The sequence below is a fragment of the Vibrio agarilyticus genome, assembly GCF_012641465.1.
Classification (GTDB): Bacteria; Pseudomonadota; Gammaproteobacteria; order Enterobacterales; family Vibrionaceae; genus Vibrio; species Vibrio agarilyticus.
Genome location: NZ_JABAIK010000003.1, coordinates 189,349 through 214,738 on the forward strand (window position 1 = coordinate 189,349; position 25,390 = coordinate 214,738).

The following is a 25,390-nucleotide window of genomic DNA, read 5'->3' on the forward strand; positions in this document are numbered from 1 at the left end:
TGAACCTGACTGTTATTGGCCGTTTGCAAGGTCGGCATAAACAAGAGGGTTATATATAAAAAGCCAGTTGCGACAAGCAACTGGCTTTTGCGTTAAAAAGATGCGCGTTACAGCGCCATCAAATAGTCGATGAGCTCATTTCGCGCTTGTTGGCTTGCGCTGAAATATCGGCTGGATTGGTCTTGCGCTGCGCCATTGTGGCGCGACATAACCGCATCAATGCTGGTGGCTTGACCATCGTGCATCAGTGTTAGGGCGTTTGCATTACCTGATTTTACATAACCTGAAAGTCCCAAGCCCCACAATGGCGCGGTACGAAACGCCCCTTCACCTAAATCGTGTAGAAGCAAATCGGTGTAGGGATGAATGGTTTGATTGGAGAGTTCAGCAAACTGAGGATCAACGCCGGTTTGCGCCGTCATTTTATGGCAAGTATTACAGCCAAATTCCTGAAAACGCGTGTGACCAGGCATGGTAGTCAAATTTTCCCGTGGCGTTGGAACCGCCACCAGTTTGGTGTAAGTCACCATATCGTCGACATGTCTATCGGCAATTGTTGCAGGTCCAAAACCTTCAAAGCTTGAACCGATACCCATATCATCGTGCAGTGCTTTAGCCACTTGGTGCTCTACACTAACGGTTTGCGCCGACCAACCAAAACGCCCGATTTGGCGCGTGCCATTGACCGTGACATAGTTGATCAAGCCGCCATTTTCCGCTGCCCATTGCTCTATGGTTGCCGCCGGAATGTTTTCCAATAATCCCATTCCAATCATTTTGGGTGGTACAACCGCTTGGCGCATTTGTAGATCGCCGACACCATTAAGATTGTGGCATTGTGTGCAGCTCGGCTGAATGGGGTTATTGGTTAAACCTGCCATTTCAGCAAATGGCAAATTACCATTGATCGCTTGTGGCCCGGGAAGTAACTCTTCCACATGCGCGCCGGTGTTAAAGTCGGTGTGAATCAAACGGCGTCCATCCAGCCATGATTGCACGTGTTGACGCGACAAATTGTAAGCGTGCTGCATGAAACTCAATCTCGGCTGCGCACCTCCGGTCTCGGAAAGGTGGGGCACGGTTGTTTCACCGCCTAGCTGAGCAAATGCGTCGTTAACCCCCATAGGGCCGATAGCGCCATCGCGATTGTTGACGGTGAGCCCTTGGCCCAAGACGTAGCGAAACGTTTGACCGTAGTAGTTAACATTATCACCGGTGGTTTGCGCTCGATTAAAGCTAATCGTTGTCTCAAATTCAATCTGAGCCCCCGCTTCAAATGGGCGATTAATATGTGGCCAACGCTGCATTATGGCACGCCAAGTGGTGGCTTCGGCACGTTGGTTACGTGTGGCTTGACACGCAGGAATCACAGTACCGTCTGCTAACACCACGTCCATAACATAGCCATACATGAAGTTGGTCTCATCACCATAAATTTTGTGATAGCGCCAATTTGGCGTCTGTTGGTTACACGATTTTTCATGACCAAATACATCGGTCATTGCCACCGGAATGGCACTGTTGAGTGTGACCACGACACATGGCTCACTGGTGCCACAAGCGTTTTGGCGCAGATGGGCTGCGCTCGATGGCGTATAGTCCTCTAGTACGAATGAGCCAAATCGACCTTCCCAATATTCGACATTAAAGTTATTAAAATCATTACCGGACAATTCATGTCTAACGCGATAGCGCTCAGCAATTTCGACCACCACTGCGCCATCGCCAGCACTGACGCCATTGCGCACCTGGATCGTTTCTTCACGTTGCGTGCTCAAATTATTACTGTCTAAAGCAAAATAGCGCACAGTGTAAACACCCACCTCTTGTGGGGTAAATTGCCATGCAGCACTGCTGCCTGAGACGGTTTCACTGAGTAAGTTTTGATTACTGGGTGAGCGCAGTTCAATCGTCAGTTCGCGAATGCTGGCATTGTATGCACTAGCGCTGGCGGATAATGTGACGACATCACCAACCATCACCGATGTAGGAGAGACGCTGGACTGCAAGCTGGGTGGGCTATCAATCGGAGGCTCTGTACCTCCGCCATTATCTCCTCCATTATCGCCACCGTTGTCCTCACTATTGCTTCCGGCAACCACAGTGTATAGCGGTGAAATGTATTGAGATAACGCGTTATCTTGTACTTTCAATTGCACTTGATAACTCGTTCCTTCAGAAATCGTTTTCTCATTAACTTCTCGCTGCCAGAACCCGTCGAGAAGTGATGCTGAGGCGCAGTGAGAATCAACGCAAAGATAAGCCCAGTCTCCTGTCCAGCCATTATCTTCGGCCAGCACTTTTGCGGGAGAGCCGATGTCTATGCGAGTCTCAATCTCGGCGAAAGCGCTGCTGCTAAATAGAGCGAGCAGTGCAGTAAAAAAAGCAAGGTTTGGAGGTATTAAATACCTTTTGTGAGAGAGGGTTACGTTATTCATATGCTCAGAGTGTCCTAAAATTATATGTTAATTATTTGCAGGGTGAATGGTTGTATTCATGTTATTTCTAGCATCTATTTTGTGATATTTTGTTGTTTAATTTTTTATCGCCATTACCAAATTTCGTTATTTTGATCTAAATGGCTTTTTTGTTAGTAAAGATGTGATCGTCACCTCAGTGATTAAATAGGAGAAAATCAGTATTAAATAACGCAATTGTTCATATATTCATCGTGGTGATATTGTTAAATAAATGTCAAATAAACAAAATATGGCGTATCAAAGGGAATCGAACGATGCAAAACAGAAAAATAGGTGATTTTGATGTCCGACCTTTAGGCTTGGGTTGCTGGGCGATTGGCGGCGAATTTTGGGAAGGTAATAAACCACTGGGTTGGGGCAAGGTTGATGACAATGCTTCAATTCAAGCTATTCAATTTGCGCTTGATAATGGAATAAACTTCATCGACACCGCGAATATTTATGGTGCAGGCCATAGCGAAAAGGTTATTGCAAAAGCGATTCAAGGCCGCCGTGATAAGGTGATATTGAGCAGTAAATTTGGTTTTGATGCCGATGAGCAGACCAAACAAGTGCTAGGTGCGTTTTCAAAACCTGATGAAATTGTGGCGATGTGTGATGCCTCGTTGCGTCGTTTAAACACCGATTATCTTGATATCTATTATTTCCACATTGGGGATTATGATAAGCAAGAGGTGATGGTGGTCGCCGATACGCTGGATGACCTTGTCAGACAAGGCAAAATTCGCAGTTATGGCTGGAGTACGGATGATGTTGACAACGCGCAAGCGCTCATTAAGCGCGATCACTATGTTTCAGTTCAGTTTGAGAGTAACGTACTTAGCCCGAATACCGCGATGACAAAAATGTGCGAACAGCAAGGAATTGCAGGCGTGAACCGTGGCCCATTAGCGATGGGATTACTTAGTGGTAAATACCGCGATGGGAATGAATTATCCGAATCAGATATTCGAAAAGTATCGCCGGATTGGATGTTATATTTCAAAGATGGTAAGCCTTCAAAAGAGCTGATTTATCGCCTTGACTCGATTCGCGATATTCTCACCGCAGATGATCGCTCGTTAACGCAAGGTGCACTGGCGTGGTTATGGGCCAATGGCCAGCGTAATATTCCGATTCCCGGTTTCCGCACGGTCGAGCAGCTATCACAGAATATTGCTGCGTTAGATAAAGCGCCGATGACACCAGATCAAATGGCAGAGATTCAAGCGCTCTTGAGTGTGGACGCAGAAGCGTTGGTTTGATTTTTATTTCCTGATCATCACATTATATCGCATAAGCAAAACCCCATGAGCATAGAGAAGCTATGTGATTGGGGTAAATGCGTTCGCACCATGGTTATTTTATTGTTGGAAGATATTCCCAGCACATACTGCCAACACTGATAAACACTAATATTAATGTGATTGTATCGAGTTTAGTCGCGGGTATTATTCTCATGATTCTGTGAGCTATTGGAATCGCAATAATACTGCCAGCAAAAAGTTGTAAAGAGAGCACAACGTCAGTTTGTCCACCAAGGCCATAAGTTAATGCTGCAAAACCCGAAAGTAGCATGGTGACACCTACTGAAACCCCAATCGCTTGTTTGATATTGAGCCCAAGGTAGCGGGTTAATATTGGCAAGACAATGACGCCTCCTCCTACGCCCGTTGTACCAATCACGGAACCTGCAAATAATCCGGGCAGAATAATTTTTCGCCATTCAGCGAACGCAAAAGATTGCGCATCGACTTGTGATGGGCTCAGTGAGTAATTGGGTGCATTGGAGGGCAGGGGACGGGCAGGACGAATTCGATTGGATATCATTACTGCCAATGAGCCAACCATGGCTAACAGCACTAAAATATCGACTGCAAGATTGATGGATGCCGAATAAGCGGTGGTGCTACCGTAGGTGACAAGATAGGAGCCTAATATCGTCATTGGTGCGGTGACCAGTAAAAAGAGCGCGCTTAATTTGAGAGGAATGTTACCCAAATGGTAGTGCGTTACGCTGGACGATACTTTCATTAACATTGAACACAGGTTAGCCGTGGCTACCGCCGCTACTGGGTCAAGACCAAACATAAATCGTAATACGGGGATCATTAACACGCCACCACCGACTCCGGTCATTGAGATAATAAATCCCAATCCCATACCCACTAACAATTCAATCATCACTGTATTCCAACGCGTTGTACCCGCTCTAGGCCCATTTCACTTGACGCTGTATCGCTAAGTTGTTTGGGTGCATTTGGCGACGTTATCGCCTGACAACGTCGCAATCGCTTAGGCCTATATTCTATTTTTATTTAAAACCATATAGTTTTGATTTTGATCACATATATGTAATCTGGTGAAAATATACTTAGGCTAAGCCGTAAATTCAGGGGTAAGATTTTTCTATTCGAGGGATGTCACTCATCTGTTTTATCGCACAACAACGTTGTTGACTGTGCTAACGCATTGAGCGCAAAAAGAGCGGCGGTATTCCTCAATAAATAAAAATTAATGTCTTACCAAAAGTGAAACTCTATGCAAGCACTGGAAAACCTCTTTAATAAACATGGTGCGAGGATTAATGCCTTTGCCACCAATAAATACGTTGCCTCGATTCGAGATACCTTTATCAGCACGCTGCCGATCATCATGCCGGCTTCCTTCTTTATTCTTTTTAGTCAATTGGTACTTAATCCGATTTTTGGCCTTCCTGCATGGGTTGGCGACGATCATATTGCGATTCGATTCATGAGTGAAGTCTCGAACTTGCTGGTGGGCGGCACATTAAATATGTTTGCTCTGTTTGCCTGTTTTAAGTTGGCATCATTGCTTGCCGCTCGAGAAGGCAAAGAACCTGTGGGTACCGGACTGGTGGCATTAGCGGCATTTTACATTATTACTCCCGATTTTTCGGTCGCGAATGTCAGCTCCAAAGGATTGTTTGCCGCAGTTCTTGTAGCCATTTTGGCAACACGCATTTTTCATTATTTTGGCGCCAGTGAGCGGTTTAAAATTAAGATGCCAGATCAAGTGCCCCCGGCGGTGGCTAAATCGTTTGCCGATCTGTTACCCGCGACATTTACGCTGGTTATTTTTTCCGCCATTGCCGCAACCTTGCGCATGAATGATACCTCAGTTCCTGAAATTATCACTCAGTTAATTCAAGCGCCGCTGGCCAATTTGGCTGGGAACATTTGGGGCCTTATGGTCGTGGATGTATTGCAAAACATGTTGTGGATTTTTGGTATTCACGGCGGTGCGGTACTTGGTGGAGTGAAATCGATGCTATTTGCACCGATGCAGGATGATAACTTGCGCGCGGTTGCTGAAGGCGTTTCGATGTGGGATTTGCCGCATGATGTGACTTGGCTATCGTATGATCTGTATGCCAATGTCGGTGGTGCTGGCGCGTCACTCGCTCTGTTGATTGCGATTTTGATCTCGTCACGTCGAATTCATTATCGCAAAGTGGCACAGATCGCGATGCTGCCATGTCTGTTCAATATTTGTGAAACCATGGTGTTTGGTTTGCCTATCATTCTTAATCCAATTTTCGCTATTCCATTTGTGCTGGCGCCGACCGTGATGCTGGCGTTTGCTGGGTTTATCACCGCAATTGGCCTTGCGCCACCACTAGGTATTTTAGTGCCGTGGACCACACCTGTTGGTGTCGGTGCCTTTCTTGCCTCCGGTGGTGCGTGGCAAGCGGGTTTATTAGCGCTATGTACCCTCGCCATTGGGGTAATGATCTATCTACCTTTTGTCAAATTAGCCAACAAAAGCGCGCAACCCGGTGAATTGATGGATAGCGAGAGCAGCAATGCCACCAAGCAACCTGAGTCAACAACTGCGTAAAAGGAAACCGAATCAATGTTAAAACGACCCAATATTTTGTTGCTGTTTACAGATCAGCAGCGCAAGGACTCGTTAGGATGTTATGGCAATGAGCAAGCGGTAACACCAAACGTGGATGCGCTTGCCGAGCAGGGGGCGAAATTTGATCACTACTTTACTCAAGCGCCAATTTGCGGCCCGAGTCGAGTGTCACTTTTGAGCGGTCGTTATGCCAGTTCACATGGTATTGGATGTAATGGGCCTGTGGTGCCTGAAAACTTGTTAACGATTCAAAAACGTCTCAAGCCTTACGGTTACAAAACTGCCAACTTTGGCAAGTTGCACTTTTTGCCTCACTCGTTTCGCGATCACCGTGAATTTCATCCAGACTACGGTTTTGATGAATATGTGATTTCAGATGAGCCGGGGTGCTACGATGATCCCTATACGGAATGGGTAAAACAGCAAGCACCCGAACAACTGCAGGCTGTGCGCACCGCGCTACCTTCACAAGCGAAACGATTTGGTAAGCCAGAATACAGTGACCGCAAGCGAGATCCTGAAACGCCTTTCATTTTTGATGGCGATGAAAGACTCACCCACAGCAGTTTTGTCACGGAATTGACCAAAGATTTCATTCAGCGCCACGCGGAAAGTCGAGACCCATTTTTTTGCATTGCAGGCTATTATGCGCCTCATGCACCAGTGAATCCGCCAGCGCGTTTTCTTGATCTCTATCGTCAAGAGGAAATGCCACTGCCCAAAATTGGCGCAAATGAAGTGGTCATGGAAAAGCTGCGTGGCATTAGCGATACCGAATGGCAAGAGATTCGTCGTCACTATATGGCGCTGGTGAGCCATGTCGATGATTGTGTTGGGCAAGTTATTGCGACGCTTAAAGAGTCGGGACAGTATGACGATACCATTATTGTTTTTGTCTCTGATCACGGTGAGTATTTAGGGGATCATGGCCGAGTGCAAAAGGGGATGCCCGGTGAAGATGTGATCACCAATGTGCCATTTATCATTCATTATCCAAAGGGCATTCGTCCGCAAGCTTGTACCGAGTTGGTTGAAAGTGTTGATTGGTTACCCACTATGTTGGAATTGGCGGGTATCCCGATTGCGCGCGATCTGCAAGGCACATCATTAGCGCCACTCCTGCGCGGGGAAACCGATGAGCATAAATCTTTGATCATTACCGAGCAGTTTGAGCCCAATGGATTACGACAAGTCTCTGTGCGCGATTATCAGTATCGTTACTATTGTGACAGTGATGGTAAAGAACTTTTGTTTGATTTGACCGCTGATCCAGCAGAACTTGAGAGTGTTGCCGATTTACCGCAGTATCAGGCCGCGTTATCGCAAATGCGGTTTAAAATGCTGCAAAAAATTCAGCAAGTGGCGTATCCCAACGTAGAGAAGATCTTCGCTTACTAGGGTCTTTAGATATTTCCCCCAAACGGCTGAAAGAATCAGCGCGAAAGGTTAGCAGATCCTAATAGTTTGATAAAAACAGCCACCAGAGTTGAGTGGCTGTTTTGTCGCAAGGGATCAGACTGAGCGCTCTACGATGTCTTTGATGAAGGTTGAGATGTCTTGTCCTGCAAACAAGGAATAGAGCGCCAGCGCCAGTAAAAAGCCGACTTTTTGCATTCGTTGCGGCTCAAGAGGCCAGGGGCTTTGGTTGTGGCGTAACTCCCAAGCCTCATGACAATCTTTCACTTCGAGCATTTTATCGAGCTGATGCACAAAGCGCGACCGTCCTGCAATCGTGGCTAAAAATGGCAGCAAAATAAGAGCCGCAAGTGCCCATTTCCCCATTTCAATACCGACATCTGCTGCCTCAGGAGGTTGAGAATATTTTACGAAAAGAGTAATGATTAAACCGAGTGAAATGATCCAGTAGAAGAGGTCAATGGCTCGATTCCATTCCCCTAATCCAAAATCGCGCGCCCCACTGTTATAACGAAGTTCAATTGAGAATGTGTCACTAAATATTTTTAGCTTGTCTAAAAAAGAAAATACAAAAATTTGCAGTAACACTTGGAACAAGACAAGAAATCCCAAACCAATAAGAAAGAACTGTTCAACTTCTAGCATGATATAAAAAATTAATTGCGATGTTGGCGCGGGAAGATGTTCCGCTCGATCTTTATCGGAATGGGAAAAAATCCATTTAACCGTGAAGTCAGGATCTTTTTCAGCAGAGGCCAACTGCGCAGGAAAGTCATGTTCAAAGTAGATCTGTCTTGTTTCATAGCCGTCAAAATAGGACCAAATCAAACTAAAAATAAGCGCAATTGGGATCAGGAGTTGCCTTAATTCGTTCAATTTATCAGTGATTGAGCGAATCGCGTCTTTATCGGCTTTTTCACCTTGGCTATTGATGATTATCGTTTTGCCATTTTCAGCGCCTTGTCGCCAAGCATTCTGAAACCGCGCCCATGTTGATTTAACCACAAAGCCAATAATCAAATAGAAAATAGGGTAGAGATACCAATTGGGCTTGTCGAAATAAGCTTTGTAAAACGGCTTTTCGGAAGGCGGATTATCTGGCAGGTAAAAAAAACCGTAAGACCAAGCAAAAATCAATACGATGATTGAGTATAGGGTCAGTGAAAGGATCATACACTTGAGTATTTTGTTTTCGGGCAGCCACCTTGCGAGCATATTCAATCCTTGATTAATTTAGGGTGATTTAACTTGGTTTTAAAATAATAACAACATATTGATTTCATTTGAATGTTTGCGTGATTGTTAAGCAATAAAAAAAGCCACTCCGAAGAGTGGCTTTGTCGCAGGTAGAATTTGCAGGTATCTACACTAAGCGTCACAAACTAGTGAGCATTTGCTGATTACGATTATTTTGCATCACGTCCGACAAAGGCAACCACAACAGCATCGTTATTGAACGTACGTGAGAACACATAAGCGTTATCTTGTTCAATCACACGATGTTCACCTGCGCCAATTGCTGGGTGATTGCTGCGGAAATTACCCACTTTCTGCCAGTGGCTGAGTAAGCCTTGACGATCTTTGTCCAGATCCCAAATCATGTCAGAACGTGTGCCTTGATGGAAATCATCCGCATAAGGCCCAAATGGGCGCGCGACTTCATCGCCGTAGTAGATTTGCACCGCACCAGGCGAGAGCAGCATCGCGTTTGCCGCATTGCGCTGCGCGGTAACGTTGTTGCCAAAGCGGTTAGCAAATAGCTCGGTATCGTGGGACGACATGTAACTGACGGGTAAGAAATCGGCCTCATCGACCATCTCTTTGGCGTAGCCAGCATAAGTATCTGCCATGCTGCTAAAGCATGCCGCGCCGTGATCCATGCGTTTTTGTAAATCAAAGTTGATGAGTGCGTTGAATCCATCATCAAAGTAGGGGCTGCGAGTTGGCCCATGTGCCCATACTTCGCCCATCATCCAAAATGGAACGCCCGATGCGCCGTTTTCTTTGCGCCATGTCTCTAGACTGGTGGTGGCCTCTTTTTTAAGGCGTTTCCACACTTCTGGCTCGACGTGTTTTACCGTATCGACGCGATAGCCATCAATACCAAAACGTTTGACCCAATCGGTTTGCCACTCAATGAGGTAGTCAGCGACGGTATAGTTATCACGCGCTTCGACACGCGTTCCAGGGTTGTTTAATAACCATTTTGGCGGAGTGACCGCTTGAGTAGACTCAGTGCGGAAATCAGGCATGCCCGCGAGCGTCAATTCGATATCGCTCGAGCCAGGTTTTGGATAGCCAGGTAGACCAGAGCGAACCCAGTCGCCACCCCACCATTGGCTCCAATTAGGGCTCTTATAGTCAATGTAGCCATGGAACTGGTGCCAGTTTGCGCCAGTTGGTGGCTGCCAACGATTGGGCTCATCAAACTCTTTGCGCATTACCGAGATGTCATCAAATTTGATGTCTGCCAAGGTGGCGTAACCTGGGTGATTGACCACAGCATCGAGAAGAATTTTAATGCCGCGTTTGTGCGCTTCGTCAACCAATGTTTTGAGATCTTCATCTCGGCCGAAGTTTTCATCAATTTTAGTGAAATCACGCGTCCAATAGCCGTGGTAACCGTAGAATGGGAAAGAACCACTGTCGCCACCACCAACAAAACCGTGAATTTGCTCAACGATAGGCGATAACCAAATCACGTCGACACCTAGGCTTTTGATGTAGTCTAACTTGGCGGTTACCCCTTTCAAATCGCCACCATGGAAGGTGCCGATTTCATCTTTACCATCTTTTTGACGGCCGTAAGCGTTATCATTACTCGGGTCACCGTTATTAAAACGGTCCACCAAAATAAAATAGATACTGGCGTTGCGGTAATCGAATTCAGCTTCCGCAGGGTTGAAGTTCGCGCGTTCTAAAAGCACCAAGCCACCTGAACTGGCCGATGGTACTAATTCCACTGCGCCGTTAGTGACGGTTGCAGTTTGTCCTGAATACGCATCGCGAACGGTTTCACCTTCTGCAAACGTGTTACCCACTTTGATGGTAACAGGGCCGCCATTATAGATTTCGCATTTGATGTCTGGCAATTTGCGCGTAAATACTTTGGCCGTATTGGTTTTAGGCGCGCGGATCAGAGTGAGCGTTTGCAGTGTCTCGTTGTAAGTAAAGGCGTAGTCGCCCGTGAAACGAATTTTAAATGGGAACTCAGTACGCGCATCACAGTTAAGCTTGAGTGGAGTACTGAACTTAATTTTTTGCTTCGGATCGGCCGAGCATTTGCCATTTAGACCTTCAACGCTAATCACGTAGTCATTTTTTTGTAATGGCACAATCAGCGGCTCTTCCGCGCTGAGAGGAAAGTCTCGGCTGGTCGTTGATGTCGCAATGGTAATAGTGGGTGCAGCTAAAGCAGAACTCGTCAGCAGCAGTAAACTGGTGGTTAACAGATTCAGTTTCATAGGGCGATCCATCTTGTTGGGTAAACCCGTCCTATCAGACATAAGGGTGCATTATTGTTATTGAATTTTGGAATTGTCGTGCTATTCCATGTTGCATAATAAGGAGCATCATTCAGACCGACATCCTCCCAACCCCTACGCCCCGTTGATGTGATCTTGAGCACTTTGAGTAAGTACCCTCTTCCTACGTGAAGCGGCAGTCGCCCATTGCTTTGAGTATCGTCGCGGTTCTGAAATCGGATACGACATAGGCATATGTTGGGTGATCGCGCTTTCTATTTACGCGTAGACACCGCTATACCCAACCAACCTGAAGATGCAGATAGAAGGCGAGCGAGCAAAGCCTCTGAGTATTTTGTGAACACTTTATGAGCGCTTCGTGAACACTTCGTGGACATGGATAAACGATGTGATGAGGTTTGTAAGTGCCAGTCCCTTGATTTTTTTAAAGGAAAGCGCTGCAACTGCAAGTGGGAAGGGTTTAAGTCTCATCCAGCGCATGCGATCTCGGGTGGGAGAAAATCTAGGTGAGGAAGGGCAAAGTGATGAAACAAAGAGGCTTGTATTGGTTTACCCATGATTTGCGTTTGGATGATAATCCTTTGTTGCTTGAATGCGCTCGGCGAGTTCAAGAAATGACGTGCCTTTACATTCATCGTGAGCCTGAACTTGAGGAGCGGCATTTTTTTGTTTACGGCTCAAAGGGGCTGGCCCGTCGCCAGTTTGAACAGCAAACTTTGTTTGAGCTTGAGCAGCAACTTGGGCAATACGATCAGGTCTTGCATGTCTTAGAGGGCGATAGCACAACGATTTTAGTTCGCTGGCTTCAGGCCCTTGCCATTGATGTTGTGTTTGTTAGCCGCCAAGTCGGTTGGTATGAAAAGCAAACCATCGCAAAAGTTAAAGAGGCGTTGCCTTCACTTCAATGGGTGATGACCGACACTTACACGGTTTTTGCCGAGCCAGAATTGCCGTTTCAGCTTACTCATCTGCCGGCATCGTTTAGTCGTTTTCAACGCGCTGTGGATCAATTGGATATTCCACTTGATATTAAGCCACTGGACCGTTTGCCAAAACCTATCAGCCAATTTTCTTACGATATGCAGTTTGGTGATTTTTCTTGTTCTTCTCCAGAGCCGCTTACAAACGGTAATGACAGCATGGAAGTTGTGCAAACCGAATCGGTGGCATTGGAAAATGTGGCTCATTCGAAGCAACCGAATTGGTTTTCTGGCGGCGCGCAGGCGGGATTAATGCACCTGCATCATTACTTTTCCACTTCGGCCCCGCTGACTTACAAGCTGACGCGCAACGCATTAGAAGGGGATAACGTATCGACCCATTTCTCGCCGTGGCTCGCCAATGGAAGCTTGTCGGTAAAACGGGTGCTGAGTGAACTTTTGCGTTTTGAATCTGAGCGTGGTGAAAATGAGTCGACCTATTGGATTGGTTATGAGCTGTTGTGGCGAGAGTATTTTCAATGGTACGCGCGCAAATTCGGTTCAGCACTTTATCGTTTTCGCGGCATTGGTGAGCGTCAGCCTTTGACCAGTTTTTATCCGATGCGCTTTAAAATGTGGGTCGAAGGAACCACACCTTACCCATTGGTGAATGCGTGCATGAACGAGTTGGCTGCAACGGGGTTTCTTTCTAATCGAGGGCGACAAATTGTCGCCAGTTGTCTGGTGAATGAACTTGCGGTCGATTGGCGCTATGGCGCAAGTTATTTTCAAAGTGTGCTGGTGGATCATGATGTCGCTTCCAATTGGGGTAATTGGCAATACATTGCTGGAGTGGGCGCCGATCCTAGAGGCGGTCGCCATTTTGATATTGCCAAACAGACGGAACGTTATGATCCTCAGCAAAGCTACATCAATAAATGGGCTGGAGATAAGCGACTCGTGCCATTAAACAGTGTGGATATTGTGGATTGGCCACTTGTTTGACTGGCTTGGTTCGGTTGGTGAAACAAAGCGAGAGAAAAGTGTGACATATGCAACCTTTGCAATAAAAAATTCACAAAATTTCATGGGGTATTTTGAGGGAAAGTTCACCATAATGTCATCATAATGAAATATAGGTGAGGAGCCGCATATGAATACCCCAACCATGATCACACCAGAAGAGTCTTTGGGTTTAATCAGCCGGATTACTCTGTTTTCGGCACTAATTACCGCTTTTGTGCTCGTCACACTATAAACATAGACCCTCTTTAACGCAGGTAAAGGGATCCGCCTCAAGTGAGGCGGATCCCTTCAAGTTGTTTCAGATTACTTGGGTATATCGGAGAATAGTGTTACGCGCCACCAATACTCAATCGAGCGAATCGAATCTTAGGCGCGAAGAAGCTGCGCATCGTGTTAGATTCTAAGATGTCGCTTAGACCATCGATTTCTTGCAGCATAGTGTAAAAATTCCCAGCCACAGTGATACCGCGAACAGGCTGACAGCGAACGCCATCACGACACAAGAAGCCACTGGCTCCAAACGAAAACTCACCGCTAATAAAATCCGCACCGGAATGAACGCCTTGCAGTTCAACAAGCTCTAAATATTCGCCAGTTTGAAGCTGATCTAACGTGTTGTCGCCGACGCTAATCACTTTGTGCTTTGCCGCCACCTCCAAACTGCCTTTAACACTTCGAGCGCCATTAAAGGTATTTGCTACGCCGAGTGCCGCCGCGGTTTGGCTGTTGTGTAAAAACGTTTGTAGCTGCCCTTCTTGAATGAGCACACTATCGCTAGTGGCAAAACCTTCACCATCAAAAGCGCAGATCCGCGAGCCTTCAGGCATATAGCTGACATCACAGAGAGTGAGTTGACTGTCGGCCACCATTTGACCCAGTTTATCGCGCCACGGGTTGGTGGCTTTCATTGCGCTGACACCAGAAAACGCGCTGGAAAAGGCGCCAAAGAGACTCGCTAGGGCTTTGATATCAAAAATCACCGCGTACTGGCCTGTGGCAACGGGCGCACCGTCAAGTAAGTCGCGCGCAAGATTGGCGCCGTAGTTGACGCAATAGTCCGTATCTAATTTGGCGAAACTGCGTGCCAACGACATGCCTCCGGCCATCGATTGCTTGCCTTGATGCTCACATAAAGCGTAAGCGTAGGCGGAAAAGCTGCGCTCGAAGTGATGACATAATGTGCCTGAGGTGTTAGCTATCAGGCGCAGTGATTCGCTGTCGCCGTAACCGTTATAAGGGGAACGAGTTACAAAAGGCTGCTTGAGTAACTCGCCTTCTAATGTCAGGGCCAGTGCAATTTTACTGTCGATGTCGCTGTCATCGGGTTGAGCGATTTCTGCCACATCGGTGTTCCACTGCTGATCTTGAGCGGCAATGGTTTGTGTGGCATCGAGCTTGGCAAACCGCGCGCTCTCAATCGCGCTTGTCATCATGGCTTCGAGACTGTGCTCATCAAGTGATTCTGAGTAACTGGTGGCAACGCGTCCCTCTTTGATGACTCGGACCCCAAGGGCTTGATCTGAAGTGACTTTATATTCGTCGAGTTCACCTTGATTTGCTTTAAGTGACAAGCTGCTGGACTGTGTTGCTACTACGTCAGCTTCAGCGCCTAACTGTGTTGCGCGCTCGAGCACCCACTCAATTGCGTTTAAAATTGGGCTAGTTTGGCTCATGCGTTTCCTCCACCAACGAGAATATTGTCAACTTTTAAGGTCGGCTGGCCAACCGTTGTGGGCACTGAGCCACTGACGGAGCCACACATGCCCGGTGCAAACTCAAGATCTCGGCCCACCATGCTGATTTCGTTTAGCACCTTAGGCCCAGTACTGATTAAGGTGGCGGTTTTGAGTGGGCGAGTGATTTTGCCATTTTCAATCAAATAGGCTTCACGCACAGCGAAATTAAATTCACCTGTGCCTGGTTGCACCGAACCACCGCCCATCTTCTTGGCGTAGATACCACGTTCCACGCTGGCAAGCATGTCATCAAGTGAGCTGTCACCCGCTTCAATAAAGGTATTACGCATACGAGAGGTCGGTGCGAATTGATATCCTTGACGTCGTCCTGATCCTGTTGGTGTGTAGCCGGTTTTGAGCCCGCCCATTTCGTCAACCATAAAGCTGGTCAGTACGCCGTTTTTAATTAACTGGGTACGCTGTGTCGGGTTACCTTCGTCGTCGATATTGATTGAGCCCCATTCATTGATTAAGGTGCCATCGTCAACCGCATTTACCGCAGCGTTGGCGATTTTCTCTCCCATTTTGTCGTGGAAGACTGACGCCTGCTTGGCAACAGACGTGGTTTCAAGGAGGTGCCCACAAGCTTCATGAAAAATAACGCCGCCAAATCCGTTACCAATAATGACGGGCATTTCACCCGAAGGGCAGGGCGCTGCGCCCAGTTTAATCAAAGCTTGCTGCGCAATCATTTCACCAAGGCCACGCGGATCGATGCGTTCAGCAAACTCCCAGCCCATGAGCGCGCCAGGGTTTTCCATTCCACTGGTTTGTTCGCCATCTTTCAGTGCCACGGCATTGCCTGAAATGCGAATGTAATGCCGAGAGTCTTCAACGCTGAGGCCGCGCGAGTTGAATAGCGCGATTTGCTGCTCGCGTTGAAAAACAGAGCCCATAAACTGGCTAATAGCGCTGCTTTCGCTGCGTACCACGTCATCAAGTTGGTGCAGCAAGCGTATTTTCTGTTCAAGATAGGTGTCTTGATTGAGTGGTAATGTGCAAGGGTGGTGGAAAGGTGTGCGCTTAAAATTGAGTGGGACACTGTGATTTAAGGCGTCACGGCGATCTTTGGCCGCTAACAGCGTTGTAATGCGCTTAAGTTCTTCTTCGTCGGTGCGATTGGTGTAACCATAGAGTACCTTATGACCAAAAAAGAGCCGAATGCCGATGCCGAAATCGATGCCGGAATTGACTTTATCAATATCCCTTGAGGCTAATTGTACAGTGTGAGTTTGGTTACGTTCGACGAAGAGTTCGGCGAAGTCTGCGCCGAGAAACAGCGCGTGGTCGATGACGGCTTGGGCCGTCACTGAATTTAACATGGATTCTCCTTATCTGCCTTTGTCCTATTTGAGCTGGTCTCAGCGCATGACTTTAGGTCAGTTATTAGTATATTAATATACTTTATACCCAAGTAACCTCAAGATGCACGATTCAGAGCCAACTCACTGGGCAGAGCAAGGCAAACAACGCAGCGAAATAGTGAGTCTATTTTCAAGTTGTTTAACGCATTTTCGTTGCAAGCGGTTTACTGAACCCCCCTATTTTTCTCTAGGATAGGGGGAAAATGAATTTACAGAGGTACAGTTATGTCGGTCCGTTTAGTGACTTTGAGTGATTTGACGGCAATTGCTCAGCTAGAAATCGAACTGTTTGGTGAGCACGCTTACCCTTATTTTGTTCTGCGCCAGTATTACGATTTGCACGCATCTCACTTTTGGGTTGTTGAGCAAGAGGGACGTCTTTGTGGGTATCTGCTGGCAGGTTATGATCATTTCGCGAAAATTATGTGGATTCTCGCGCTAGCGGTAAGTCAAGATGCGCAGGGGCGTGGCTATGGCCAGGCTTTGATCCAGAGCGCATTAAACGTTAAGCCTCACCAATACCGAGCGCACTTAACCGTTGACCCAAACAATGAGCGTGCCATTGCGCTGTATCAACGAATGGGATTTCAACTGGCCGAGTTGGATAATGAGTATTTTGGCATTAATGAGCCGCGCTGGGTGATGAGCTTAAATGCCTTAGAGAGTTGTAGCCATAGCGAGTTGCAGCCATAGCGTGTACTAACCAGTAACGCTGGTATTTGAGCTGCAACTCTGAGCTTTACTATGCGGGCGATGCGTGATTATTCGCTAATAAGGCGTGCGACTAACGAGCCTGGCGCACGAATCGCTTCAATATTGATGCTAAGTACCGTGCCCGCGTGTGGCGCGGTGTAGCGCTCAATTTCACGCCCAAATGCGTCATAACCAATCGCCAGTAAGTCACCTTCTTGGACTGGTGTCATCAGCGCAACTTGTGCAATCACAAAACCACCTTGTTTGGCTTTGAGACTGGTAATGGTTTGCCCTTCAAGACACGATGAGATTGACGCCAATTCACCTTGTATTAACTGGTAGTGAGTCAGAATATTGAACATGCCACGTGTCGTGCGTTCAATTAAATCCACTTGGGTGTAACGTCCCATGCCCACTTCAATGGTAATACTCGGAATGCCCGCTTGATTCCATACCGTTTCCAGCACGCCAGCGTCACCTGGATCGTTTAAAATCGCGTCAGGCTCGATAAGACGTGCCATATTCAAACAGTCGTCAATGCGGAAATCAGCAAACACATACAAAGGGTAGCTAGTGCCAGAGGTTTGAGTGTGTAAATCGATGGCCAATTCCGCGTTTGGTGCAAGCAAGCCATGCCAAAGTACATGCAAATAGCGATTCGCTTCGTTACCGTTGGCATCACCCGGGAAAAAGCGGTTGAGATTGCACGGTGAGCTGTCTGGATCGGCTGAGAAAAAATCGCGGCTATGGTGCAGCATACCAGTGAGGTTTATCGCAGGTACGATGGTGATGGTCCCAACAATCTCTTTTCCTACGAGCTCTCGCACCATGCGCTGCGCGGCAAGGATGCCGTTATACTCATCGCCGTGAACCCCAGCGGTGATCATGACTTTCTTACCCGGCTTTGCACCTTTATACACTACCACAGGCAAGTGCTGTGCGTGACCAATGGCATTGGTGGCGACTCGAAACCATAGCGTATGCTCACCTGCGGCGAGATCATCAACACACAGGTGGTCAACGATACGATGTCCATCCAAACAATCGCCAGTATAGTGAGTTGTAGACATGTTTATTCTCCAAAAAGAAAAAGGCGAGAACAAAACTCGCCTTTATACCCGTCAAATAGGTTTGGGATAAGTGCTTAAATGATGATTAAGCAAAACCCATCACATGGGCGCCAACGACCACCACACTTGCAATCACAAAGAGTAGTAGCATAAAGCGCCAGCAGAATTTAGCCCAGTCACCCCAGTCAATACGGCAAACACCTAAGGTCGCCATCAATGATGCAGAGGTTGGGACGATAACGTTAGTAAAACCATCACCCAATTGGAACGCCAACACGGCGACTTGACGAGTCACACCCGCAATATCAGCCAGTGGCGCCATCAAAGGCATGGTCAGTGCCGCTTGGCCAGAGCCAGAGGTCACGAAGAAGTTAAACACAGATTGGAAAACATACATTAACCACGCGGCACCTACATCAGGTAACCCACTGATAAGACTGCCCGCGCTGTTCAGGATAGAATTGAGTACGCTCGCTTCTTCTGTTGAACCGCCACCAAGGATCAATAGAACGCCTTTGGCACAACCAACCAAAAGAGCTGGAGCCAACATAATCGCTGCGCCTTCTTTAAATGCGCTCGCGGCGTCATTGAGCGTCATGCCGTTAAGACGGAAGAAGGTACCGATAATCGCAACAATGAAGCCCATGGTGAAAAATTGTGACGCGATTTCAGGGATATACCATGCGTGAACGACAACGCCCCAGATGACCCAAATGGTTGCAGCAATAACGGTCAAGATCACTAGCGTATCGCCCAAATTCCAGCGGGTGTTTTGCTGTTCGTTGAGTTCTTGTTGACGGAAGAATGCGTCACTACGGCGAGTGAACGACAGTTCAGGATTCGCTTTGATGCGCGATGCGTACATCATGGTAAATGCAATACCCACTAGGGTAAAGCCTGCCCACATGACCATACGGAAGGTCATGCCAGACAAAACAGGAACGCCAGCGATGCCTTGGGCAACGGCAACTGAAAATGGGTTCATCCATGAGGTACCAAACCCGATTTGAGTGGCAACATAAGTCACCATTACCGTTGTGATGCTGTCGTAGCCAAGACGCACCATCAAAGGGGCGATAATAATGGCAAAGGCAACCGCTTCTTCGCCCATACCAAATACAGCGCCGCCCAATGAGAAGAGCAAAAAGAGTACTGGAATAAACAGCGCTTCGCTGCCTTTGGTTTTGTCAATCAGGCGCAAAATACCATTGTCGATAGTGCCTGTGCGCATCACTACGCCAAACGCACCGCCGATCACCAGCATAAACATGATTACGCCAATAGCGCTACCCCATTTTGAGCCTGATACCAAGCCTTCAAATGGAAAGTTCATCAAACCAATACCACCGCCAGAGGCAAATAAGCCAACGGTGTTGTAAACCAAGTTGCCGTTATCGTCAGTCGCGTAAGCAAAAGAGTTAGGGTCAATAACGCTGCGAGTTTTCTCGGCGCCATCGACAAGATAAGAGACTTGCTGACTGTCAAATTGACCGGCTGGGATCAAATAAGTAAGGAGGGTAGCAAGGATGCCAACCACGAAAATGATGATAAACGTATCTGGCATCTGCCAACGTTTTGTCTCAGTAGCCGTTTCCATTGGCTGAGTCTGTGTGTGTGACATAACAGTATTCATGTGAGAAAAATTGGGAATGAAATATCGTAAATTTCGAATAAAAAGTCAATTGCTCTCATCGTTGTGACCGATAAAACTGTCGTAAAACTTGATCTGACGACATTTTCACTATTTTTGTGGTGAATATTGGTGCAGAATTCTTCGTGTTTTTAGGTATGTGTTTCATTGTTCTATTATCTTAGGCGAATGGGTTAGCCTCTTAGCTCTTTTGTCTCTTTGCTTGTAGAAATTCATAATGTTAGCAATACTTTCAATCATCTCACGACGCAAAGTTTCACCCCATTAGACACAGCAGGCAAAACGCAAGGAGGCGGTTATGCGGATAGGTCAGTTTCTCAGCAAAATAAAGGTGTCTGTTGGCTGTATGGTCATGTTTCTTGGTGGTTGTGGTGGTCAATGGGCTGACAATTCGCAACAAAAAGCCGTTGCTGAGCCGAAACCACTAGCGGTAATCGCCACGAGCCCGAATGATGAGCGTGCCTATCGCACATTGACACTCGACAATGGCATTGACGTCTTATTGGTCTCCGACCCTGACAGCGATAAATCCTCTGCGGCACTGAATGTTGGCGTTGGCCTGCTGCAAGACCCACCAGAGCAACAAGGCATGGCTCATTACCTCGAGCATCTGCTGTTTTTAGGGACCGAAAAATACCCAGACCCAAATGAATATAAACAGTTTTTGACCGAAAACGGCGGGATTTCTAACGCCTCAACTTGGCTTACGTATACCAACTACATGTTCAAAGTGAACAATGAGGCATTTGAGCCCGCACTTGACCGTTTTTCCGACTTTTTTAAGTCACCAATATTTTCTGAAAAATACAGTGACAAAGAGCGCAGCGCCGTCAATGCCGAATGGTCGATGCGGCGTGAGTTAGACTTTTTCGGTCAGTTTAAGTTGTCGCGTAAAATGATGGGGTCACACCCGGCTAATCGGTTTTTGATTGGCAACAATGAAACCTTAAGTGATAAACCGGGTAGTAATTTACATCAGGCGACTCAAGCGTTTTATCACGATTATTACTCGGCCAATATCATGAAAGTCGCTTTGATAAGCCCGCTACCGCTTGATGACATGGCACAACTTGCGCGCGAGTATTTCGGTTCGATTAAGAATAAGCAAATTGACAAACCAGCGGTCACCTCTGACATTAACTTTGCCGAATTGGGTGGCCGAAAAATTTACTATAAACCCAATAAAGACGTTAAACAGATAAAATTGGATTTTGTCATTGAAAATAACCAACACGAGTTTGCTTATAAACCGAATGTGTTTGTGACTTACTTATTGGGATCAGAAATGCCGGGAACGCCAACCCAACTGCTGAAGTCCCGTGGTTGGATAAGCTCGGCTGTTGCAGGGGCGTCACCCAATTTCTTTGGTAATTATGGTGAATTAAGTATCACGATTGATTTGACCGACGCAGGCATGTTGCACCGTGAAGAAATTGTGGCGCTTTATATGCAATATATCGCGATTATTAAGGCGCGTGGTGTCGACAAAATGTATTTTGATGAGATTCAAACTGTGCTTGCAAACGATTTTCGCTTTTTAGCTAAGGAAGATGATTTTCGTTATGCAGCAAGGCTTGTTAACGCAATGCAAGACTATCCGCTCAATTACGCGATAAGCGCTCCATACTACTATGGCGCTTTCAATGCCGATGCGGTTCATCATGTGCTTAGCCAATTGCGACGAGATAGGTTACGTGTTTGGTATATTAGCCAGCAAGAACGCGTGGCGAAAAAACAGCATTTTTACGCGGGTCAATATCGTATTGAACCACTGTCTGCCAAGGAAGTCGCCTCGTGGCAACAGCATGATCCCGCTCTGACGCTTCCTAAAGTGAATCGATTACTGCCACATGAGTTTGCACTCAAAAGCGTCGCAACTTCATCGAGCTTGCCGCAAAAAATCGACAATACACATGATGTTGAAATCTGGTTCTTCCCCAGCCAACATTTTTCAAGCGAGCCCAAAGGCATTCTCACGCTGGAATTCAATATGGGTAAAGCGTCAAGATCGAGCATCAATCAAGTCGCCTTGGCATTATGGTCCGATATGTATCAGCTTCACCATAGCCTATTGCTAGCAGAAGCGGAAGCTGCCGGGATCAGTGCCAGCACGTCGGTTGAGAATGGGTTGGAACTAGAAATGGACGGTTTCACTGATAAACAGATAACGTTATTTGACACCCTCGTTGGGGAGCTGAACCCCACAATGAGCCAAGCGAATTTTGAACAGGCGAAAGATCGCTATATTCGCGGGATCAAAAATCAGCAAAAACAGTTTGTGATGTACCAATTATTTCCTGCCATGCGGAAAGTGGTGCGCGCAGCTCAACATGAAAATAGTGCGTTAATTAAAGCGGCTGAGCAACTGAGTTTTGAGCAATATCAGCAGCGTATTGCCACTTTATTGGCGCATAACCAGCCACGGCTTTTGGCTTTTGGTAATTACGATGAGCAAGATCTTGCGCAATACGCCCGCATCATTGACACCGCTTTGGGTGCGAATCACGAAACCTTGGAAGATGTTCAAACCCAATGGTATGTCCCAAAAGGAGTCATTTCCTACCAGCAGAACACGGCAGCGGCGGATATTGGTTTGCTTGATATTATGTTTCATCCCCAGCCTAGCTTAAAGCAGCGTGCGATAGCCAAAGTTTTTGCGGTTCACTTCGGAACAGAAGTCTTTGAACAGTTACGCACAGAAGAGCAGCTTGCTTATGCGGTTGGCGGTTTTGATTTACCTATGGACAGTTACGCAGGCATGGCGATGTACATTCAATCACCAGTGCTCAGTTTACCTCAGGCTCAAGCGCGTTTTGATCGGTTTAAGCGAGAATATGGCGCGAAATTAGCCGACTTGAGCGAGCAACAGTTTAGTGCAATCAAACAAGGAGTGCTGGTGGATCTCAATCAAGCGCCGAAAAACTTGGGTGAGGAGTTGCGTCCACTTTTGCAAGATTGGTATGGCAGAGAGTGGCAGTTTGACTCAAAAGCGAAACTTATCGAAGCGGTTGAGGCGGTGACACTGGCGGATCTAAACGCTTTTTATCAGCAAACAATAGCTAATGAACAAGCGCCGCGTCTCAATGTGCAATTGCGCGGCGGCAATTTTGCTGACGCACCATTTGCAAAACTCGATGATGCGCAGATTGTCCACGATATTCAAATATTAAAGGGGCAGCTGAGTTATCAGGAATAATTCGGCTTAAGCATGCACTAGCTTAAAAAACCACACAACTTTGCCTTACTCAAGCAAGCGATGGTCTTTGCGTCAATGAGGTGACCGTCGATTATCGCTTGTTCGATGGCACCAATGCGGCACTGTAACACTTCGATAATTTCATCGTCATCGCGGTGAAAGCGTTGGCTTAATGTTAGCGCTTTCGCCACGAACAGGTGCTGAATACTGTCGCAAAGCCCTGCTAATGGCGTGATATAGCCCAGCGAGTGAAATTCAGCTGCGCTATAGCCAGTTTCTTCTTCTAATTCGCGCGCTGCGCAAGCGAGCGGTGTTTCACCTGGCTCAAGTGTGCCTGCGGGTAGCTCCCAGAGCCAACGTTTTAAAGCGGGCCGATATTGATTGAGTAAAATCACATCACCGTTTTCGGTTAGCGGCAAAATGATCGCCGCGCCGGGATGATGCAATTTGGTCAGCTGTATCTGGGCATCATTAGGAAGCGTAACGCACTCTTGTTCAAGGGATACGCCATTCCACGAGTGAATGATCTTTGTTGTATTCGTTTTGCTCATCTAATGCTCATATTATCTTTCAGTACCCACTGGGATATTTTTGAAGTGAACTGCAAATTCGGCGGTTTATACTTTCAGAACCGCAATCTATGTTTACTGAAAAGTCATACAAAATAACATCTGCTATAAGAAGTATACTGATAAAGCCGCCAAAGTCTCAGCTTTCTACTCGTCTTTTTCAATTTCAAATACACGCTTGTAACAAAGTGATAACAATAGTATAAATATTTTATTTCATTTCCACGCATTGCTAGGAGTTACGCCAGATTATGTCCCAACCGTTATTTACCTCAAACGCGGGTAAGGCGTTACTTTCAGAAAGGATCAACCGATTGGCAGAAGCGCTGTCTGATGGTGTCTATGAGCGCGAAAATACAATTAAATTGTGTTTACTGGCCGCACTTTCCGGTGAAAGTGTTTTTCTTCTAGGGCCTCCAGGGATTGCTAAGAGTTTGATTGCTAAGCGGCTTATACAGGCGTTTGATAATAGTAGTTATTTTGAATACCTGATGACACGCTTTTCAACACCGGAAGAGGTGTTTGGTCCGCTCAGTATTCAAGAGCTTAAAGACAATGGCCGTTACGTGCGTTTGACAGACGGTTATCTGCCGGCCGCTCAAGTGGTTTTTTTGGATGAAATTTGGAAAGCCGGCCCGGCCATCCTCAACACATTACTGACCGTAGTCAATGAAAAAACATTCAAAAATGGCAGTGATATTGAACGAGTTCCAATGCGCCTTTTGGTGACGGCGTCCAATGAATTGCCCGATCATGACAGCGGTCTTGATGCGTTATACGATCGAATGTTGGTACGTGTATTCGTTAATCGCATTCAAAATAAACAAAATTTCAAATCTATGCTGACGGTCGGGACCAGCCAAGAGGCGCCCATCCCTGAAGGTTTAGCCATTACTGACGTCGAATATCATCGCTGGCAGGCCGAACTCGATAAACTCACCTTGAGCGATGCCTGTTTTGAAAAATTGTATCTGCTTAAAACCTTACTCGAACAAAAAATTGAGCAACAGGGTGGGGATGCCAATCACAGTGATATGTATGTTTCTGATAGACGTTGGAAAAAAGCGGTTCGGCTATTGAAAGCCAGCGCGTTTTTTAATGGTCGAGATACCATCAATCCACTCGATCTTCTGTTACTCAAAGAGTGTTTATGGAATACCCCTGAATCACGCGAAGTCGTGCAAGCGGTTATTGAAGAGTTTGCGCTGCAGCATGCGTTTGATCAGCATGAAGTGCAGGCGCAATTGGAAATGTGTCGTGAGGCACTTAATGAAATTCAAGTTGATCTTCTAAGTCAATATGGCATGGAGATTGTGCAAGCTGAGTCGAATGGTTTGCTGCGTAAAGAGACTAAAAACCATTTTGATATGAGTGACGCGAAGCATTACCAAGTGGGTCCGACCAAAAATTTAGTTAAGCTGGTTTTGCTTCAGAGCAATATGTCGGTGTCACACAGCGACAAAGGTGACAGCCGCTGGGTGTATGTGCCCGCTGATGAGCTTGCTAAGGCGATTCGTGACGGTCAGGGAGAGGCTAGGGGCTATGTAAACCAAAGTACTAGCTTATGTCGCTTGCGTTTTGATGTGGATGGTTCACAGCGTTTGGTGATCCGCGATATTGCCAATCGCGCAGTGGTGGTCTGCTTGGTAACCAAGAGCGGACTCCAAAATGAAGATCACGCGAAGTGGTTAGAGATTGGTGAGCGGGCGCTGTCTGAACTTAGCAAAGCTGAGCAACACTTGCGTCAAGTTCGATCTAATTTTCGCGGTGCATTGCCACACAGCTTTCTTGACCCTGAGTTACCTCGCCTGATGGAGTCGAGCTTGCAGCAAGTCGCTCAATTGCTTGAAGCGACACAGGCAGAAGCGGAACGTGTGCTGTTTCGTGTAAAAAACATGGACTACTACTTTGGCTAAGGGGCGC

At 46.8% G+C, this 25,390-nt stretch carries 16 protein-coding genes; 7 read left to right on the forward strand and 9 right to left on the reverse strand.

All coding sequences use genetic code 11. The features are described from left to right. Positions 1 to 107: 107 nt before the first annotated feature. Complete coding sequence (locus tag HGP28_RS04460; RefSeq protein WP_168835246.1) at positions 108 to 2,438, reverse strand: family 31 carbohydrate-binding protein; 2,331 nt, start codon at positions 2,436 to 2,438, stop codon at positions 108 to 110. Between the two features lie 296 nt (positions 2,439 to 2,734). Here HGP28_RS04460 and HGP28_RS04465 point away from each other — a divergent pair, with 296 nt between their 5' ends. Then, a complete protein-coding gene (locus tag HGP28_RS04465; protein WP_168835247.1) occupies positions 2,735 to 3,724 on the forward strand; it encodes an aldo/keto reductase in 990 nt (329 codons plus the stop codon). A gap of 94 nt (positions 3,725 to 3,818) precedes the next feature. Here HGP28_RS04465 and HGP28_RS04470 read toward each other — a convergent pair whose 3' ends face one another. Then, the gene (locus HGP28_RS04470) at positions 3,819 to 4,643 is read right to left on the reverse strand and encodes a sulfite exporter TauE/SafE family protein (RefSeq protein ID WP_168835248.1); all 825 of its coding nucleotides are present in this window, start codon (positions 4,641 to 4,643) and stop codon (positions 3,819 to 3,821) included. A 357-nt stretch (positions 4,644 to 5,000) separates the two neighbouring features. On the opposite strand from HGP28_RS04470, the gene HGP28_RS04475 reads away from it, so the two are divergent. Together HGP28_RS04475 and HGP28_RS04480 are read left to right on the forward strand one after the other, a co-directional pair. After that, positions 5,001 to 6,320, forward strand: a complete 1,320-nt coding sequence (locus HGP28_RS04475; RefSeq protein ID WP_168835249.1) for a PTS sugar transporter subunit IIC — start codon at positions 5,001 to 5,003, stop codon at positions 6,318 to 6,320. Positions 6,321 to 6,335: 15 nt separating this feature from the next. Beyond that, complete coding sequence (locus HGP28_RS04480) at positions 6,336 to 7,739, forward strand: sulfatase family protein (RefSeq protein ID WP_168835250.1); 1,404 nt, start codon at positions 6,336 to 6,338, stop codon at positions 7,737 to 7,739. 114 nt (positions 7,740 to 7,853) lie between these two features. Here HGP28_RS04480 and HGP28_RS04485 read toward each other — a convergent pair whose 3' ends face one another. Both HGP28_RS04485 and HGP28_RS04490 read right to left on the reverse strand, forming a co-directional pair. Continuing rightward, positions 7,854 to 8,972, reverse strand: coding sequence for a hypothetical protein (locus HGP28_RS04485; protein ID WP_168835251.1), 1,119 nt, complete (start codon positions 8,970 to 8,972; stop codon positions 7,854 to 7,856). A 191-nt stretch (positions 8,973 to 9,163) separates the two neighbouring features. Continuing rightward, entirely contained in the window at positions 9,164 to 11,221 is a 2,058-nt protein-coding gene (locus HGP28_RS04490) for an alpha-amylase (RefSeq protein WP_168835252.1), read from the reverse strand. 545 nt (positions 11,222 to 11,766) lie between these two features. On the opposite strand from HGP28_RS04490, the gene HGP28_RS04495 reads away from it, so the two are divergent. Then, positions 11,767 to 13,167 carry a DASH family cryptochrome gene (locus HGP28_RS04495; protein WP_246225569.1) on the forward strand — a complete coding sequence of 467 codons (1,401 nt, stop codon included), beginning with the start codon at positions 11,767 to 11,769 and terminating at the stop codon, positions 13,165 to 13,167. Between the two features lie 350 nt (positions 13,168 to 13,517). Here HGP28_RS04495 and HGP28_RS04500 read toward each other — a convergent pair whose 3' ends face one another. Then, positions 13,518 to 14,861 carry a TldD/PmbA family protein gene (locus tag HGP28_RS04500; protein ID WP_168835254.1) on the reverse strand — a complete coding sequence of 448 codons (1,344 nt, stop codon included), beginning with the start codon at positions 14,859 to 14,861 and terminating at the stop codon, positions 13,518 to 13,520. Next, positions 14,858 to 16,246 carry a TldD/PmbA family protein gene (locus HGP28_RS04505; protein ID WP_168835255.1) on the reverse strand — a complete coding sequence of 463 codons (1,389 nt, stop codon included), beginning with the start codon at positions 16,244 to 16,246 and terminating at the stop codon, positions 14,858 to 14,860. Before HGP28_RS04505 ends, HGP28_RS04500 begins: the two co-directional genes overlap by 4 nt. A gap of 267 nt (positions 16,247 to 16,513) precedes the next feature. Between HGP28_RS04505 and HGP28_RS04510 the strand changes: the two genes are divergently transcribed. Next, the gene (locus HGP28_RS04510; RefSeq protein ID WP_168835256.1) at positions 16,514 to 16,981 is read left to right on the forward strand and encodes a GNAT family N-acetyltransferase; all 468 of its coding nucleotides are present in this window, start codon (positions 16,514 to 16,516) and stop codon (positions 16,979 to 16,981) included. Positions 16,982 to 17,049: 68 nt separating this feature from the next. On the opposite strand, the gene HGP28_RS04515 is transcribed toward HGP28_RS04510, so the two are convergent. Further along, positions 17,050 to 18,051, reverse strand: a complete 1,002-nt coding sequence (locus tag HGP28_RS04515) for a succinylglutamate desuccinylase/aspartoacylase family protein (RefSeq protein ID WP_168835257.1) — start codon at positions 18,049 to 18,051, stop codon at positions 17,050 to 17,052. A gap of 85 nt (positions 18,052 to 18,136) precedes the next feature. Then, positions 18,137 to 19,672: a putative basic amino acid antiporter YfcC gene (gene yfcC / locus HGP28_RS04520; protein ID WP_168835258.1), complete on the reverse strand. Its 1,536-nt coding sequence runs from the start codon at positions 19,670 to 19,672 to the stop codon at positions 18,137 to 18,139. A 328-nt stretch (positions 19,673 to 20,000) separates the two neighbouring features. Between yfcC and HGP28_RS04525 the strand changes: the two genes are divergently transcribed. Then, a complete protein-coding gene (locus HGP28_RS04525; protein ID WP_211091885.1) occupies positions 20,001 to 22,898 on the forward strand; it encodes an insulinase family protein in 2,898 nt (965 codons plus the stop codon). Between the two features lie 17 nt (positions 22,899 to 22,915). On the opposite strand, the gene HGP28_RS04530 is transcribed toward HGP28_RS04525, so the two are convergent. Further along, positions 22,916 to 23,449 (reverse strand): NUDIX hydrolase, encoded by a 534-nt coding sequence (locus HGP28_RS04530; protein ID WP_168835259.1) that lies wholly within the window; start codon positions 23,447 to 23,449, stop codon positions 22,916 to 22,918. A 269-nt stretch (positions 23,450 to 23,718) separates the two neighbouring features. On the opposite strand from HGP28_RS04530, the gene HGP28_RS04535 reads away from it, so the two are divergent. Next, positions 23,719 to 25,383 (forward strand): ATPase RavA domain-containing protein, encoded by a 1,665-nt coding sequence (locus HGP28_RS04535; RefSeq protein ID WP_168835260.1) that lies wholly within the window; start codon positions 23,719 to 23,721, stop codon positions 25,381 to 25,383. Positions 25,384 to 25,390: the final 7 nt, after the last annotated feature.

What these genes read in the sequence shown, in the direction of transcription:
- HGP28_RS04460 (WP_168835246.1), bottom strand. Translation starts at nt 2,438, where the DNA reads ATGAATAACGTAACCCTCTCTCACAAAAGGTATTTAATACCTCCAAAC.
- HGP28_RS04530 (WP_168835259.1), bottom strand. Translation starts at nt 23,449, where the DNA reads ATGAGCAAAACGAATACAACAAAGATCATTCACTCGTGGAATGGCGTA.
- HGP28_RS04505 (WP_168835255.1), bottom strand. Translation starts at nt 16,246, where the DNA reads ATGTTAAATTCAGTGACGGCCCAAGCCGTCATCGACCACGCGCTGTTT.
- HGP28_RS04515 (WP_168835257.1), bottom strand. Translation starts at nt 18,051, where the DNA reads ATGTCTACAACTCACTATACTGGCGATTGTTTGGATGGACATCGTATC.
- HGP28_RS04500 (WP_168835254.1), bottom strand. Translation starts at nt 14,861, where the DNA reads ATGAGCCAAACTAGCCCAATTTTAAACGCAATTGAGTGGGTGCTCGAG.
- HGP28_RS04525 (WP_211091885.1), top strand. Translation starts at nt 20,001, where the DNA reads ATGCGGATAGGTCAGTTTCTCAGCAAAATAAAGGTGTCTGTTGGCTGT.
- yfcC (WP_168835258.1), bottom strand. Translation starts at nt 19,672, where the DNA reads ATGTCACACACACAGACTCAGCCAATGGAAACGGCTACTGAGACAAAA.
- HGP28_RS04465 (WP_168835247.1), top strand. Translation starts at nt 2,735, where the DNA reads ATGCAAAACAGAAAAATAGGTGATTTTGATGTCCGACCTTTAGGCTTG.
- HGP28_RS04495 (WP_246225569.1), top strand. Translation starts at nt 11,767, where the DNA reads ATGAAACAAAGAGGCTTGTATTGGTTTACCCATGATTTGCGTTTGGAT.
- HGP28_RS04470 (WP_168835248.1), bottom strand. Translation starts at nt 4,643, where the DNA reads ATGATTGAATTGTTAGTGGGTATGGGATTGGGATTTATTATCTCAATG.
- HGP28_RS04510 (WP_168835256.1), top strand. Translation starts at nt 16,514, where the DNA reads ATGTCGGTCCGTTTAGTGACTTTGAGTGATTTGACGGCAATTGCTCAG.
- HGP28_RS04485 (WP_168835251.1), bottom strand. Translation starts at nt 8,972, where the DNA reads ATGCTCGCAAGGTGGCTGCCCGAAAACAAAATACTCAAGTGTATGATC.
- HGP28_RS04475 (WP_168835249.1), top strand. Translation starts at nt 5,001, where the DNA reads ATGCAAGCACTGGAAAACCTCTTTAATAAACATGGTGCGAGGATTAAT.
- HGP28_RS04535 (WP_168835260.1), top strand. Translation starts at nt 23,719, where the DNA reads ATGTCCCAACCGTTATTTACCTCAAACGCGGGTAAGGCGTTACTTTCA.
- HGP28_RS04490 (WP_168835252.1), bottom strand. Translation starts at nt 11,221, where the DNA reads ATGAAACTGAATCTGTTAACCACCAGTTTACTGCTGCTGACGAGTTCT.
- HGP28_RS04480 (WP_168835250.1), top strand. Translation starts at nt 6,336, where the DNA reads ATGTTAAAACGACCCAATATTTTGTTGCTGTTTACAGATCAGCAGCGC.